The organism is Pantoea sp. GbtcB22 (genome assembly GCF_019091025.1).
Taxonomy (GTDB): Bacteria; Pseudomonadota; Gammaproteobacteria; order Enterobacterales; family Enterobacteriaceae; genus Pantoea; species Pantoea leporis.
In genome coordinates this window covers 14,044-29,123 of sequence record NZ_JAGXKB010000012.1, presented here as the reverse complement: position 1 = coordinate 29,123, position 15,080 = coordinate 14,044, and the positions used below count along the sequence as shown (strand labels likewise).

The window sequence follows — 15,080 nt, the reverse complement described above, 5'->3', positions numbered from 1 at the left end:
GTCACCTCAGAATCGGTCGTCAGGGTCTAAATCGTGGTGTTTAACAACGTCCAGAGGCTGAAGGGACTTCTCTGTTTCACGCTGTCCGGTTTCATCCGGGGCGGAAGCAGTAGAGGGAGATGGGCCTGCTGAAGCGGCGGGTACGGCATCTGCAGTTGGCGCTGGCAGAGCAGCGACGCGGCCACCGGCCTGCTGCGCCGCTGTACCGGTCCGGGTTTCCTGTGCTGCTGATGAGGCGTCTGCAGGTGCAGTCTCAGCGGCTGTAGACTCACCGCCCTGAGCATCTGCGGGGGCGGCTCCGCTGGTTTTGCTGTCCTCTTTTGCTGACGCATCCCCGAACAGACGGCCGACAATCTGGCCGGTCTGGTCATCGCTGGTTTCACCTGAGAGCGCGGCCTCGATGTCCGGGTCGAACACGTCCTGCACCTCGCGCTGAATGCGACCCTCGGCGATTTCACGGTACGGCTTCCAGGGCAGCTTCATGCGCACCACCGGCCATTCCCCCGGCAGGGTGATGTAACACTCCAGGTCATTCAGGCTCTGCACGTCGGAATAGCTCACCAGATACTCGTTGATCTCATCTTTGGAGAACTGCACCCCATCTCGGATGATGTCCACGCCGTAGCTGTACTGGTCCTTGAACTTCTTATGCCGCTTTTCACCGATTTCTTTCTGAACCCATTCGGCGATAGAGCCGCTGGGCGCACGGTAGAAGATGCGCGTGTTCAGCAGGTCCCAGATGGATTTGGCGGCGTTGGTACCGTACGTTTCCTCCATCTGCGGGAAGTTCTGAAGTCCCAGCACCGTGCAGCCGCCAAACTTACGACCCTCGGCGCAGAACTCCGGCAGAATAGGCAGCTTGTGCAGCGACGGGGCCTCATCCAGGTAGATCCAGATGCGACGGTTGCGGTCGGCCCTGAGCCCGAGAACGCCTGACATGGTCATATAGAGCCATGCGCTCAGCAGCGGTTTTAGCGCGTTATGGTTCTGGCCATCGCTGGAGATGAAAATCCACGGGTTATCACCGCTCGCGTCCTCGGTGTGCAGCCAGTCGCGGATGTTAAACGGACGCTTTCCGTCCTCATCAAGGCCCTGCAGATAGCGGAGCGATCGCACGTACGTAGTGAGGATGGTGCGGATGGTCATCGCGGTTTTCTCGATGCTGCCGTCCACCAGATTGGCGGCATCCGTACCTTCGAGGAACTGGCGCAGGTCCGCCAGGCTGATGGACATCAGCTTTTTCAGCAGCTCGCCGATGCTGCGGTTTTTCTCCCGCGCCATGCGCCGGGCTGTGGCCACGAACAGCGAGCGGGCCGACAGCACCCAGAACGGGTCGCTGCTGCCGCTGCTGTCGGGGAGCAGCGAGGTGGCAAAGTTTTCGAAGTCCCCGACGGTCCGGCACTCATCCCACAGGTCCCAGAACGGACAGCGCTGATCGAACGGGTTAAGGATTTTGTCCTTGTCCTGACGGTAAAAGGTGGGGATGAAGTTGTTACCCTTGTCATAGATGATGACGCGGTCACCGCGTGCGCGTAGCTGCGTGAGCAGGTCGTTTATAGCGGTACTCTTGCCCGACCCGACGGTGCCGTGAAAGCCGAAGTTCTGCATTTCCGAGTCTTTCAGAATATGCAGTCCGCAGATGCTGAGCGGGGACATCATGCCCGCCTTTTTCAGCAGCCGGTTAACTTCCTTCGGACCGTCTGCCAGCACGCGGCCGCCGGTGATTTCACTCTCGCGCTGTTTTTCACCCTTGCGTCCGAGGTACCAGGTGATGGCGGTGATGGCGCCGATAAAGCTGAAGGCGGCAATGCCCCAGCCGTAGAACGCCACGTCCTTTACATGCATGCCCATCTGCACGAAATAGGGGTCGTCCATCACCTGCTGCGCGGTGTGCTTAAAGGCGACTATCTCGCCGTTAGCGCGCTCAAAGTGAAAGGTCCAGCTCCCGCCGGGGGTGCGGCCCGTAAGGTGTTTAAAAGGCATAATGCACCAGCGGATCATCCAGTACGCCCCGCCATGCACGAATTCCTGCAGGGTGAGACGCAGCAGCATCCAGGCAAAGAACACCACGACGGAAAGCAGCAGCACCCAGTAGGAGGCAATGTTCATGATCTGCAGGAACATGCCGATCATGTACTTCATGACCTGGCCGCCCTGGGTAAAGTCGCGCGCGTTAAGACTCATCAGACGGCCTCCCGGTAGATGTAAGCCATTTCATCGAGGCTCAGGTGCCAGTAAGGTGCGCTGATATCGCACGCGGCGCTGAAGACGCGTCGTGCCAGCGAGTCGGCTGCCGGCGTCAGGCCGTGCAGGTTATCGTGCATAAAATCTACGTAGTGCGCGGCGGTGGCGTACATCTGGCGACTGAGAAAACATTTCTCCCCCTGATGCAGGCGCTGTAAGGCGGCCATGACCATCAGGTCGCCCTCCATGATGGCCAGCTGGCGAAGCTGCTCCGAACCCGGAGCCGCCAGCGCCCGTGCTTTTGCAGTGCGCAGCACGTCTTCAGGGAGAAAGTTCCAGCCCTGCTGTGTGACTGATTTAAAAACGCGGACCTCCGGGCCATCCGATGCGCTTTCACTGAACTCATAACTGGCAATGTCTGGATCCCGGTCAAGCGTCAGGAAAGTGCCGCAGCCTGTGAGCGGATCGTAATCCGGGTTAATCGCCCCCTCCCAGAGACGAAAAATTACGGAATAAACCCGGGCGGGATCCTGCCCCGGGGTGGTTTCAAAGCGGACGAGGCTTGCCGCATCGGCGGCAAAAAAGGCGACCGGCGCGTTCGGGTCGCCGCAGGTCACGTGAGTGACGCGGATAACGTTGGCAGGCATAGTTTTCTCTCAGGGGGTCAGTCGTGGTGCGTACGTGCCCGGATGGGCTGGCGTGATGTTCCGCCTCCTCCGCCAGACGCAGGGTGCGTCAGGGCGTGCGGCGGGCGGTCTCAGCAGTCAGAGGCCTGAAAAAGCGGCTGGTTAATCTGTGCGCTGACGAAGCGTTTATCAGCTTCTGACAGAGCCTGATAGCTGCCGGAATGACGCCGGATGCTGTCCATCAGGTTAGATGTGTTGGTGAAAAATACCGGGCTGGCGCGCCTGACGTCGTTCAGTACCGGCTCCATAATCCCTTTCCAGGCCTCCATCATTCCCTCACGCTGCAGGTCGCTTTTGATCAGCTCCGCCTGCTCGCTCAGCGGGCAGACCGTGACGCCGACCCGGGGATACAGCACCCGCAGGGTGCCGGGCACGTCGCGAACGGTGCAGGAAAAGGCATCATCAGGTGGCGGCAGCCGGTCATTCCCCCACCATTGTGTTACCAGACGTTCAGGCTCTACAGCGGCCATGGTGAAGAACTCCGTCTGTTCGCGAACGATGCCGCCCGGGTCAGCACGCCGCCAGATTTCAGGTTCACGCTCGGACGGTCTGTCGGACGCGGATACCGTCAGGCGGGGCTGACAGCTGGCCGGCGTCCAGTTGCGGGCCGCTGCGGGGATCCTGTTATCAAAAGGCGTGCGTGAGAATGCGCTCCATAGCTGAATTGCGTCCGTGGCGGCTTCCCCTTCACCGGAAATATGCATATGTACCCGATGAACAGAGACGTTTCCCTGCACCGCCCAGCGCGTGATGAGTGTGAAGTCCGTTACGGGTCGGTCTGTTTCAAGCAATATTCCATATATGGCTTTACGTCCTTTCTTTCGGCAGACGTAATGAAGTTGTTTGTTAGGAGAAGGAAACCTGACTGTAATTTCTTGGTGAGAACGCAAATGCAAACCTAATTCGGGAATCTCGACATCAATTAGGTCAACAGAAATATTCGAGTATTTCAAAAAATAGGAAGGGGTTAAATGGATTAACATCATAGCCTCGTCAATTATACGACGCCCTCTTATTGCAAGAGGGCTATAAAATAACAGCTATCTATTAATGCTTTCTTTTGCTGCACTGAGGGCGCCAATTAGACCTGAAAGCTGATAGCGAGAGATATCGAGATTGAAAAAAAGAGCAAGAAAGACAGTGGATAGCAACGTAATTGCAGCAAGAGCCAGAATATTAAAAATTGATAGAATTGAAATCAAACCACCAAGAATAACTGCAGACACCCAAATGAAATAATAAACCTTAACTTTCTTTCGATATACGCGAACTATTTCATACCTATTAGCTGCATCCTTTGGAAGCATAGAAAACACTTGCGCATAACCACTTATAAAAACAATTATAAAAATCCAGAAGAAAAAAGACACTAAACCGACCGCCTGCCATACATTTTTGATGTACGCATCTGTGAACGCACATGCGATGAAAAAAGAAAAATAGATTGCCGCCGGTAACAACCCAGATCTGATGTTGTCCAAAGGACTTGGCACTATTTCTTTAGAATTAGCTATCTCTTGGGATATCCCTTTAATCTCCGCTCTTATTTTATCGTATGTAATACTCATCATGTCACCTCTCGCAATCTGGATTATAGTCATTTCTCTTTTTTGATTTTGTCATCGAGATATTCTTTGGTTCGCTCATTTTTATTCAGCATATCACTTGCCTCTTTGGGTAGCCAATTAGCTTGTGATTTATCTGCCAATTCTTTATTACGTTGATAATCCTGAGCCGTATCTTCGTAACCACTTTGCCTATCATTCATGCCCGAGCGTGCCATTGATTCACCCGATTTAATCTCAGACTGAGCGTAATCACTCCTCTCTGTAACAATTTTATTCTGTGCCTCGAATTCATTGTTCCCAGTTGTACGTATATTGTTTCTCTCAACCCCGCTATCAATATCATGGTTTGCTCGGTCATAAGCACCTCCAAATCCTGCCGCTGCAGTATTCGCAGGGGCATACATGCCTTCACCTGTTCTGCCCGCATTGTGCTCATAATTTCCGTCGATACGTCCCTGTAGTTTCTCGGCGAAAAACTCCTGCACCAGTCCGTCACGCTGCCTCTGCACACTTTCATCCGACGTATTGCTGAGAATGGTTTCTGCATTTTCTGGAGAACGCTGCAGCGTCCACTGCACGAACTGCTGAGTGTAATTGTCACGCGCGCCTGCGCTAAGCGTTTCCGTCTGAGAAGCCATTTTCTGAAGCTCATGAGTATGCGACTGGCTGGCCGTATACTGCTCATATTTGCTGTCAGACGTAGTGATGCCAGACGAGATCTGATTCATCAGGCCGGAAGCATTGTTATCCACATGCTGGCCATTGTATGAAGTGTTGTAATTACGTAGCACGTCCATACCCTGACTGAAGTCCTGAGATTCACGAGCTGAAAATGTGTGTGAATCATCTTTACCATTCCTGCCGCCTTCCGTCGTTTGTGAGGTTGAACCAGTTCTTCCTGTTGTCTCAACTCCAGCATGTGCATCTGCCTTCCCAGAGAAACCTGTTACAAGCTCAGCGCCTTTGCCAAACAGATGTTTACTACTATCAACACCTGCCTGAACTCTTGCCCCACCATTAACAGCGAGATCACGAGACTTACTTTCCAGTTCCGAATAAGCCTGATCGAGGCTTACATGATTACGGGTGGCATAGTCCTGTGCTACGTTCTGCATCCTGTTGACGCGCTCTGCATCCGTTACACTGAGACCGGTTGAGGCTGACAGCGTTTTCGAATCGCTGTTACCAAACTGCTCATGGAACTGTTTAAGCTGCGAGCCGGTTTCCTGAACGGAATGGTTATAACCCTGCATGGCCGACTCGGTCTGCGCCTGACTGTCGCGCACAGAACGCTGTGCGGCGCTGGCCAGATTCCTGTCCATGTTCAGCTCCACCCCGATGCGGCTGGTCGCTTCTGACGAGTTAAACACCGTCTGGCCTTCAGGCGTAAAAGTGCGGCTTGCGCCGTTAGCCAGCTGCAGGGTGCTCATGCCTTCGCGCAGGTCGCGATTAAGGTTGGTTTTAAAGCCGTTGACGTTATCCACCTGCACGTTACCGGCGCTGAGGTTGCCCGAGGCCACGGCGGCTGAGTCTGCGGCGGACGCGCTGCTGAGCGCGCTGCCCAGACTGGAGCTGAGGCTGGCAAAGCCCTGACCCAGCCCGGTGAACAGGCGGAACGCCAGGAACGGGATGGAAAGCATCAGCCAGCCTGCGATACCCGCCGTCGTGGAGCTGGTTTCCATCAGGCGGTTCATATTGGACAGCGTCGGGCCGGTCGCCTGAAAGCTGTTCTGCGTGCTGTAGTTCACCGCAAAGTTGAAGATGGCAAACATGATGGGCCACAGCATCAGGCTGCCCATAAAGTTCAGGTAGCTCTTGATGACGGACCAGGCTATCTCACGCACGTACAGCGCCAGAATCATCACCGGGAAGATGCAGATACAGAACAGCATCAGCACCGTGTGCAGCTGCGGCAGCACCTCTGTTGCAATGGTGTAGCTCACCGCGTGCGACAGGCGCAGCTTCATCAGTGACTGCTCGGAGGCGATGTCGACCATGGATGCGGTATCGTTCATGCCCTTCACGTAGCTGTTCAGACCGCGACGCAGGCCAGCCACCGCGATGTTCTGCAGCATAATGCTCTGGGCTGATTTGCTACTGTCAAAGAAGTAGCTGTACGAGCCGGCCAGCTGGTCGGCGTACACCGTCTGCGGGGAGGTATTCCCCGGCAGCATGCGCGCGGCGTGGCTCATAAAGGTGGTGCCCGTGTTATTGCTCTGCGCGGTCATCAGCGTTTTCAGCTTCGGCGCCGCGTCACGGCAGAACATGAAGGTGGTGCCCGACGCATCCCGCCAGTACACGCCGCGCAGCGGGCTGGGGTTGTTGAAAATCACCGACTGCACGTCCTCTGACTCCATCACGTCCTGCGTGCTGTACTTGTGGTTCAGCATGATGTCCGGCACCACGCAGTTCTTGGTGTACTCCACCAGGTTGTACGCCAGCACCGGGTCGCGGCTCTCGATGGTGAAGCTGTCCTGCATCAGCTTGCTGGCGAACAGCATGCCCGTTTTGGTATAGGCGCGCTCGTCCGGGAAGTGGAAAATATCCTCGTACGCGGTGGTCATCGTGTACCCCGTCCCGGTAATCAGATAGAGCGGCAGCGCCAGCCCCACCGGCACGTTATCCACCCGCCCTATGGTGTCCGGTGCGGTCAGGTCGTTCACCACCACCGTGACCCGGGGCGTCAGCAGAACGGCCGTCACCAGCGCGAACGTGAGACCCCACCCGAACATGGTCCGCAGGTCGTGCGTCCGCAGATAGGTAAAGATGCAGAACACGATGCCCAGCATTTCAGCTACCCACACCGTGGTGCGCCAGCCGCCGTTCTCCATCATGGTGGCCACGGCGTTCAGCCCCATCGTGATCATGCCGCCGGCGCTGACCACCCAGATATCAAGTGCCATTAGTTACCTCCAAACTGATAGTTGGACAGCACGCTGTCGGAGACAGAAGAGGAAAGCTGCTGGCGCGTCTCTGACAGGCTTCGGTCGTACTCGGCCAGCCCGTTCTGCTGCACCTGAATGCGCGATACGCGCTGGCTCAGCTCGTTACGTACCTGCCGCAGATTCTCCCGGAAGTGCTTATTCTCTTCTTCCGTATCAAGCGTGCCCGCTGCGCCGCTGGCGGCCACGTCAATCAGCCCGTTGATGTAGGACATCACCATGTCTGCCGCGATGTACTCCGCCAGGCTACTCACCACGCTCTGATCCATGCCCACCGACGCGGAGTCGATGGTGTAGCGCAGGATGCGCACGCGCGTGCTGCTGATAAGTGCTCTTTCGGTGTCCGTCAGCGCGGTATCGCTGCGGCTTTTATCAAAGATATCGTTGAGGATGTCCCGCACCCGCCCCGTCATGCCCTCGTCCTCGCTGAGCGTGAGCTCGGCAATCGTGGGCGACAGGCAGGTGTCGTTGTCGTTGCAGCGGTAAATTTTCTCCGTGCCGCCGTTCAGCAGCGTATTGAACATCGACTCGCTGCCGCCGCGCGGCTGCAGGAAGGTCGGGTTGCCGCTGCCGTCGTAAATCACCGTACCCACCATCGACATAATGAATTCCTTGAGCGCGCGATCGTTGCTGAAGAACTGGTTGAGCTTCGTGAACGTGTCCCACGTGAGGTTACGGTTGCGCGGAATGCGCTTCTTCTCATCGTCGGTCGCCTTGTCGAACACGCTGCTGGTCTCGCCACCTACGCCGCAGCCCTGACGCGATGCCGCCCAGTCAGAGAACACGTCGTGCTTGGTGCCGAGGTCCTGACAGATCTGCGCGCTGGCCGCCTGCGTTTTGGGCCATAAGCCGCCGACGATAGACTGCGCCGCCTGACAGGTGGAGATGTTCATGTTGTTGGTATCGGCCGCGAGCTTCTGCAGGTAGTCCTTCACCGCCTTACACTGCGGGCAGATGGTCTCAAGCCCGAGGTCAAAGGCGTACCCGGCCGCGTTGCTCAGTATCTGCTTGCCCATGATCTTGATGCTGTCGCTGTTGATAAAGCTGAACGAGCCCAGATAAGCATCGATGCCGCCGCAGCCCGACTTGATGTCGGGGAGCGTCACCGAAATCAGCTGGATGTTGCGCACCGGGGTGCGGATAAACAGGTTGCCCCCGGTCAGGTAGCCCGCCGACTGGCCCTGCCACGCGGCGGCCTGCGTGTAGTTGCCCCCGCCGCCGCCCATGTCGTTGAAGAATTTGTTGATGTCGTTCTGCACGTCAGCATAAGCGCCCGCAGGGGACAGCAGCAGACCAAAGCTGAGAGCAGCAGAAAAGATGCGGCGCATGGCGTCGTTCCTCATAAAGTCGGTTCTGAAATCAGTCATGGCGGATAAACTCCATCACGACAGATGAGTCCGGGTCCTGTATCAGCGCCGGCACCAGCCCGGCACGCCTGACCAGCGTGGTGATAAGGATGAGCACGTCTGCGGTGTCCGGAAGGCTTATTTCCTTATGAGAAAGCCGCAGGTCATCTTCGCTGACCGGTGGGACGCTCAGCGCGCCCTGCCAGATGGTCAGACAAAATGAGGTGTGTTTTTCCCGATGAACCAACAGCTCGGTGACGGAACGACCCGCGCGATAGCAGGCCACCTCAATACCGGTAATGCCTGAAAACACGCTCAGCAGACTACTGACGACGGCGTCACTGCAGGGGCCATGCATAACCCTGAAGGTGGACGTCGTGCTGAATAAAACCGCTCTGTCTTTCATCACAGCACCCCCAGACGCACGGCCAGCGCAAAGGACTCCTCAAGGCGCTGTTTCAGCGCCTCCTCACTCATTTCTCCCTGCGACAGCGGGATGGTGACCAGCGACTGCGTGTTGATGATGAAGTCTGTCGGCGTCGCCTGCGGCAGCTCCGCAAAGAAGTCCTTCAGGATGCCGTCGTTGACCGGCATGACCTTTGGAAACACCGCATCGCCCTTGCCGTCAAAGCTGTAAACGAACACGCCGATGCCGGTCTGCTCTGACACTGACTTCAGGATCGGGTTGAAGCGGTGGCAGTACGGGCAGTCGGAGCGGACGAAGTGCACAATCTGCCAGTGACCGACGTCGACGCGCCTGCCGTCGCTCAGCTGAAACCACACGGATTTTCCCGGCGTGGCGGGCTGCGGGCTTTCCGGCTGAGCGGCGCTTTCCTTCTGCGTCGGGGCCTGAGGTTGCGGCTGCGGCTGCACGGCTGCGTCCTCGCCCGATTTGGCCTGTTCCAGGCGGGCAATGTCATCAAGGGTGCTGGCCGGGGCCAGCAGGGGAGCCAGTAACAGCAGTGCGGCAAACAGTTTTGCAATCATGGGTTAATCCTCGGGCTGGAAGTCAGTAACGATGTTGAGCATGCGGCGCGCCAGATCGTCCTGGGTGATAAAGCCATAGGCCAGCGGCTGATATTTCTTCGTGCGCGGCTCCACCAGGTAAATGGCCGGGAAGTGCTCAATTTTCATTTTCTCCGCCTGCCCGGCATTCTGGCGGGTATCCGGCAGGTCCGGGCTGGCGCGCCCGTCCACGGTGACGGGAATAACGGTAAGGCCGTACTGCTCGCTGAACTCCTTCACCACCCCGCCGAGCCGGTTATCGAGCGGCTCGTTGCCGCGATAAAAGAAGAACACGCCGTAGCGCTGGTTCACGTAGCGGATGGCCGCCTGCTGCTTCTGGCGCTGCTCGGTGTACTGGATGTTGGCGGTGCCGTTGTAGAACGGGTGCTTCAGGCTGTAATCGAGCTCGGGGTTGTCCAGCAGCACCTTTTCCCAGCGCGAGGCGAACATGCTCGCCTGATTCACCATCCAGTCCTGTACGATTTTGTAGCGCCGGATGTTCTCAGAAGAGGGGTGCAGCATCGCCTCGTTCATGAGGTTGTCGCGGAACGCCTGCAGGCGCTTCATCTTCTGCGTGGGCGTCTCCTGCGGGGGCGGTGGAGGTGCCGCAGTCGGCTCCTCTTCATCCTTTTTTACCGGCTCGTTGTACCAGTACCAGCCCACGGCCGGGTCGTAGTTATAGCCGTCTGGCTTTTTATCTTCCGCCGCGTGCAGCGGCAGCGCTGCCAGTAGCAGCGACAGGCAGATGATTTTTCTCACGGCTGGTCTCCTGACTTCAGGCTGTTCTGGATGTCGGACTGGATGCGGTCCTGCAGGGCGTCTTCATCAGGCAGCTTTACGTTGCTGTTGAGGTCGTCGTAAAAGTCGCTGAAGTCGATGTGGTCGAACTTGATGCCCTGCAGCTCGGCGATTTTGATGCCCCGGCAGTCGGGGTCGCTCGCGGAGCCGAAGCTGATGCCCAGCTGGTCGCGGCGGCCCTGCTCCTGCACGATGCGGGCAAGCTTGCTGTCAAACACGCAGTAGCCCTCTTTCTTCTGCAGGCAGACGCCGAGTACCTTGCGCGAGCAGTACGAGCCGACCTTCACGACCAGCTTTTTCTCCTTGCCGGTGCCGATCTCTTTCTCCTCGGTGTTGCACTGTGCGAGCCCTGCATCCTGCCCCCAGCCACCGCTCTTGCAACAGTTGCTGAAACCCGCCGCGCTCTGGCGGCATGACATGCCTTTACCGGTAAACGCCGTGACCTGATTGGGGTCAATGCCGTTCACGTCCTGCCCGTAGGCGGCCAGCGCCGCCAGCTGGGAGACGGCCTCCTCAAAGTTCTGGTTCTCTCCGTTCTGCATGGCGGCGCAGCTGCCGTCCGAGCAGTAGAACTCTGAGCCGCAGATGTAGCCGGTACTCTTCACGGTGTGCGCACACTGGTAGGTGAGCTTGCTGTAGACGCAGTAGTTGCCGATTTTCTGCGTACAGGTGCGCGTGCCCTCGCTGCAGTTCGGGTCATCGATGTAGGCCTGACAGGTGTTGGTGTCGTCTTCGTACAGATTCCACTGGGTGGTATAGCCCCAGCAGTCGCTGTAAACGCTGTAGGCCTGCCCGCCCACGGTGACCGAGCGGGTCCCGCCCGGGTCGCTGCAGACCTCGCTCATTTTCACGGCGTCGCCCATGTCCGCCGGGCAGCTGTTGGTCCATTGAATACCCGCCTGCACGGTGTCGCGTACCGCCTGCAGGGGAAACGTCATGCGAAAAACGTTCGTGCCGTTGGCAATGTTGCGCATGATGCCATCGCGAGCGGAATCGTAATGGCCATCAGTGTCGTAGTGCAGTTCTAAAGTGATAACTTGTCCCTTCGTAACCTGCTGAGGTGAGATGTTCATGGCGCCGCTGTTGTTGATTTTGACCTTGAACTGCTGACCGAAGGCCCGGATGGAATAGCCCAGGCGGTCGCCGTGCCAGTCAGGCGCTTTGGGGTACAACAGCTCCCACGTGCCGCTGCTGATGGTGCCGTCCTCCGGCACCACAAAGTTGTAAATCATCCAGTAGCTGTCGCCTTTCTGACCAGCCACGTTACGGGCATCCAGCACCAGCTGAGTGTTATAGGTTTCGCGCGAGCCGGTGGTGACGATCGTGGCCTTGCGGGTGCAGGACTGTGACAGGCTGGAAGCCAGCTCGCAGGCGTGCGTGGTGTACGTGGTCTTGCTGAGCTCCTGCGCCACGCACTGGCTGCCGTTGACGCCGGTAATGGCGTCGGCGCTGTTCCGTATCTCGTCGCTGCGCTTCATCATGTCGGAGTCGTAGCTGAGCTTGTCGGCCGGGTTGTTGACGTAGGACTCGCGGGCGGTTTGCCCGAGATCCGATTCCGTAAGCTCCGTCTGGCCCTTCACATCAATGTTGGTCGACGTCTGCGTCGGGTCGCTGTACAGGTCGCGCTGCGGCGCGTCCGACGTGTAGTTCTCAAAATAACTGTTGGGGTCGGCGCTGGTCGTGCCGTTGGCCGACTTACCGGCGCTGACGCCCTCCTGATTGGAGGCGTCCATCGATGCGGCCAGCGCGCCGGCAGAGAGGCAGGCCAGCAGCAACCCCTGCAGCAGGGAGCGTATTGGTTTTTTCATCAGAATGTCCGGAGAGAAGGAAAGAGTGCCCGCCGCAGCGGGCCGGTCCGAATGCCTCAGCGTGCAGAAGCCTGCCGCCGGATAAGCCACGTCAGTAAAGAGGCAAGCAGCGATAACAGAACACCCGTTTTATAGAGCGTCACCAGCGAACGATTCGCCTCATCCACCCAGACGGCGCGGGGAACGCTCTGCCTGCGGCATTCAACTCCTGCGGCTTCATCAACTGACGGCACGCTGCCTTGTAAACTGATACGTTCGCATGCCCATATCTGTCCGGCTGGCGCATCCCGCACCAGACCCTCGGCACCGTTGAGCAATCCTTCACCAATGTTTCCTTTACACATCAGTAAGAGGAGCAGCACCGCGAATATGGCCGGATGCACGACCAGCGTTCTGAGCAGAAAAAAAGTGGACGGCGTAAAAAACGCAGCCGCTTTGTCAAAGCGAGTGCGCCAGGTGTGGTTAAGTAAAAACATCGTCGTCATCTCTCTTTTTCAGCGGTGCCGCAGTCGCCGCGCTGGTCAATCATGTCCAGCGCCTGGTTCAGCGCCACGTTGCCGTACACGATGTCGAGGCGTTCTCCGCACTTCCTCACCAGCGCCGGGACCTGCTTCACGCCGTAGCGCTCAAAGCGCACCGGGTCAATCTGGATGCCGCGCACCTTGTAGGTCGTGATCAGGTTCAGCATGTACTTTGCGGTCTGATCCATGTTGTCGTTGATAAGCCCCCGGAAGTAGACGGGGATGTTCTTTGCCTCCGCCGCCTTCATCAGAAGCGCGAGCTCTTTATCCGGAAGCGAAGACGACAGGAAATACGCCGTTTCGTTTTCCGTGCTGCTGACCTGCGTGCCGTCATCGGCCAGCGCCGGCAGGTTGCTGACCAGGCAGGCGCTGACCAGCAGCGCCGCGTTGAGTCGATTCATGTGTGCCTCTCTTACATCACGCAGTTGCGCTTTTTCCAGATGAGGTAGCCGTAGTTCTTTTTACTGGTCGGCATTTCTTTACCCGTCTGCCACAGCATTACGTTGCGCCCCAGCGGATGGCAGGACGCCACGTCCGGGATGGTGTTCACCATCTGATAGCGGTAGCGGCTTTTCGGCAGAATGACGGACGGATACTCGTAGCAGACCGCCACGTCGTACGGCACGGTATCGAGGATGAGCCCCTCGCGGTGCAGCTTGAAGTCCATGCGCTCGGAGAGCAGCACCGAGCTGTTCAGCCCGCTGGACTCGTTCACGATGTTGCCCGTGAAGGGGTACATTGAGCCGTGCGAACCGGCGCACCAGAACAGCGCATCAATCGGGCGGCTCACTCCGGAGGCCACCGCGTCCGCCGCGCAGGCCATCTGCGCAATCGGGTTGGCAAACAGCATCACCTCGGGATTCAGGAACAGCGCCAGGTTGTCGTTCTGCCAGGTCGGGTCCAGCTCTGACAGGTAGCCGATGTCGTATTCCCCGCCCTGCAGGCACATGTCGGAGGTGATAATGCTGAGCCAGGAGATCAGCGGGTACTTGTACCAGTGGACGTGATAGAAGGTGCCGGGGTGTTCGTTCGCCGTTTTGGTGCCCACGCCCGTGCCGGTGTTCGGGATGTTGATGTTGAAGCCGCCCATGTTCACCATGCAGCCCGGCGAGCGGGTCACGTCCGTCATCGCAAACGGCTCCCAGTACCCCACCGCCACGCCCATGCGCTCAAAAATGGGCGGCGGGACCGGACAGAACTGAATGGGCGACGCGGGATTATCGGTATCGGGCAGCGTGCCAGCCGAGACCTGCACGCTGCCTACGCTCATCGGGAAAATACACTCCCAGCACACGTCGGTGATGGGGTTCACCCAGCGGCCCTCGCAGGTGAGCGCCGTATTACCGCTGCTGCTTTCTGCCGCTGACGCGGGCGCGCAGAGCCACACTGAAAGCAGGAGGAGCACCGTTCGCCAGACCATGTCAGCCCCCTTTCTTCACGCCGCCGCGCGCCTTCTCTACGGCGGCCTGCAGCGCATCCAGACTCGTCGCACCCGGGATGACGCTGACGTTATCCGCCGTGGCGCCGCTGACCGGCATAATAAAGAAGGCGGGCGTGCCCTGAATGCCGAGGCGCTTGGCCAGCGCGTTGTTGGCCTCCAGCACCTCGCCCATCGCCTCAACCTGCGCCTTCGGCGTGGAGGTGATGCCGGCCTTCACAGCGGCGCTGCGGATGTCCGCGTCCAGCAGCTTGCCCTCGTTATGCCCGGTGGCGTACAGCGCGGCGTGATAGCGGTGATACACTTCTGCCCCGCCCGTTTTGTACAGTGAGAGCCCGACCTTTGCCGCCTGAATGGATGCCGGCCAGCGGCTGCCGAAGATGGGCCATTCCTTATAAATGAAGCGCACGTCCGGATTGTTGCTGATGAACTGCTCCACGGTCGGGGCGACTTTGGCGCAGTAGATGCACTGATAGTCAAAGAACTGAATCACCGCGACGTCGCCTTTCGGGTGCACCACCGGAGAGGTGGGGTCGTTCAGCAGCGCATCCTTATTCTCCAGCGCCGCACCCGCTGCCGACGCCATCTGTTTGTTCTGCGCCTGCGCCTGCAGCTTCTGGCTCATTTCAATCAGGATTTCCGGATGCGCGCGCAGGTAATCGGCGGCCACCTGACCAATCTGCGCCTTCTGGGCGTCGGTGAAGGTCTCTGCATCCGCCAGAGCGTGGCCTGCAAGGGCAAAGGTTAGCGCGGTCGCAAGGATTAACTTTTTCATGTCTGACTC

The 15,080-nt window shown here is 58.2% G+C and carries 14 protein-coding genes; all 14 read right to left on the bottom strand.

The window, feature by feature from the left end:
* Positions 1-6: 6 nt before the first annotated feature.
* The 14 genes from traD to KVT28_RS23710 all read right to left on the bottom strand — a co-directional run bounded on the left by traD (position 7) and on the right by KVT28_RS23710 (position 15,071).
* Complete coding sequence (gene traD / locus KVT28_RS23775) at positions 7-2,184, bottom strand: type IV conjugative transfer system coupling protein TraD (protein WP_217550513.1); 2,178 nt, start codon at positions 2,182-2,184, stop codon at positions 7-9.
* Entirely contained in the window at positions 2,184-2,831 is a 648-nt protein-coding gene (locus KVT28_RS23770) for a hypothetical protein (protein WP_217550511.1), read from the bottom strand. Before KVT28_RS23770 ends, traD begins: the two co-directional genes overlap by 1 nt.
* A 110-nt stretch (positions 2,832-2,941) precedes the next feature.
* A complete protein-coding gene (locus KVT28_RS23765) occupies positions 2,942-3,856 on the bottom strand; it encodes a DUF6012 family protein (protein WP_217550509.1) in 915 nt (304 codons plus the stop codon).
* Positions 3,857-3,910: 54 nt separating this feature from the next.
* Positions 3,911-4,441, bottom strand: a complete 531-nt coding sequence (locus tag KVT28_RS23760; protein WP_217550507.1) for a hypothetical protein — start codon at positions 4,439-4,441, stop codon at positions 3,911-3,913.
* 26 nt (positions 4,442-4,467) lie between these two features.
* A complete protein-coding gene (traG, locus tag KVT28_RS23755; protein WP_217550505.1) occupies positions 4,468-7,341 on the bottom strand; it encodes a conjugal transfer mating-pair stabilization protein TraG in 2,874 nt (957 codons plus the stop codon).
* The gene (locus KVT28_RS23750) at positions 7,341-8,747 is read right to left on the bottom strand and encodes a conjugal transfer protein TraH (protein ID WP_217550503.1); all 1,407 of its coding nucleotides are present in this window, start codon (positions 8,745-8,747) and stop codon (positions 7,341-7,343) included. Before KVT28_RS23750 ends, traG begins: the two co-directional genes overlap by 1 nt.
* Positions 8,740-9,132 (bottom strand): hypothetical protein, encoded by a 393-nt coding sequence (locus KVT28_RS23745; RefSeq protein ID WP_217550501.1) that lies wholly within the window; start codon positions 9,130-9,132, stop codon positions 8,740-8,742. The genes KVT28_RS23750 and KVT28_RS23745 overlap by 8 nt, the downstream gene beginning before the upstream one ends.
* Positions 9,132-9,713, bottom strand: coding sequence for a type-F conjugative transfer system pilin assembly thiol-disulfide isomerase TrbB (gene trbB / locus KVT28_RS23740; RefSeq protein WP_217550499.1), 582 nt, complete (start codon positions 9,711-9,713; stop codon positions 9,132-9,134). The genes KVT28_RS23745 and trbB overlap by 1 nt, the downstream gene beginning before the upstream one ends.
* Before the next feature lie 3 nt (positions 9,714-9,716).
* Positions 9,717-10,490, bottom strand: coding sequence for a type-F conjugative transfer system pilin assembly protein TraF (gene traF, locus KVT28_RS23735; RefSeq protein ID WP_368734936.1), 774 nt, complete (start codon positions 10,488-10,490; stop codon positions 9,717-9,719).
* Positions 10,487-12,337, bottom strand: coding sequence for a conjugal transfer protein TraN (locus KVT28_RS23730; RefSeq protein ID WP_217550497.1), 1,851 nt, complete (start codon positions 12,335-12,337; stop codon positions 10,487-10,489). Before KVT28_RS23730 ends, traF begins: the two co-directional genes overlap by 4 nt.
* Positions 12,338-12,393: 56 nt before the next feature.
* Positions 12,394-12,822 (bottom strand): hypothetical protein, encoded by a 429-nt coding sequence (locus tag KVT28_RS23725; protein ID WP_217550495.1) that lies wholly within the window; start codon positions 12,820-12,822, stop codon positions 12,394-12,396.
* The gene (gene trbC / locus KVT28_RS23720; protein WP_217550492.1) at positions 12,819-13,259 is read right to left on the bottom strand and encodes a type-F conjugative transfer system pilin assembly protein TrbC; all 441 of its coding nucleotides are present in this window, start codon (positions 13,257-13,259) and stop codon (positions 12,819-12,821) included. Before trbC ends, KVT28_RS23725 begins: the two co-directional genes overlap by 4 nt.
* Positions 13,260-13,270: 11 nt before the next feature.
* Complete coding sequence (gene traU, locus KVT28_RS23715; protein ID WP_217550490.1) at positions 13,271-14,278, bottom strand: conjugal transfer pilus assembly protein TraU; 1,008 nt, start codon at positions 14,276-14,278, stop codon at positions 13,271-13,273.
* Position 14,279: 1 nt separating this feature from the next.
* Complete coding sequence (locus KVT28_RS23710; protein ID WP_217550488.1) at positions 14,280-15,071, bottom strand: DsbA family protein; 792 nt, start codon at positions 15,069-15,071, stop codon at positions 14,280-14,282.
* Between the last annotated feature and the right edge of the window lie 9 nt (positions 15,072-15,080).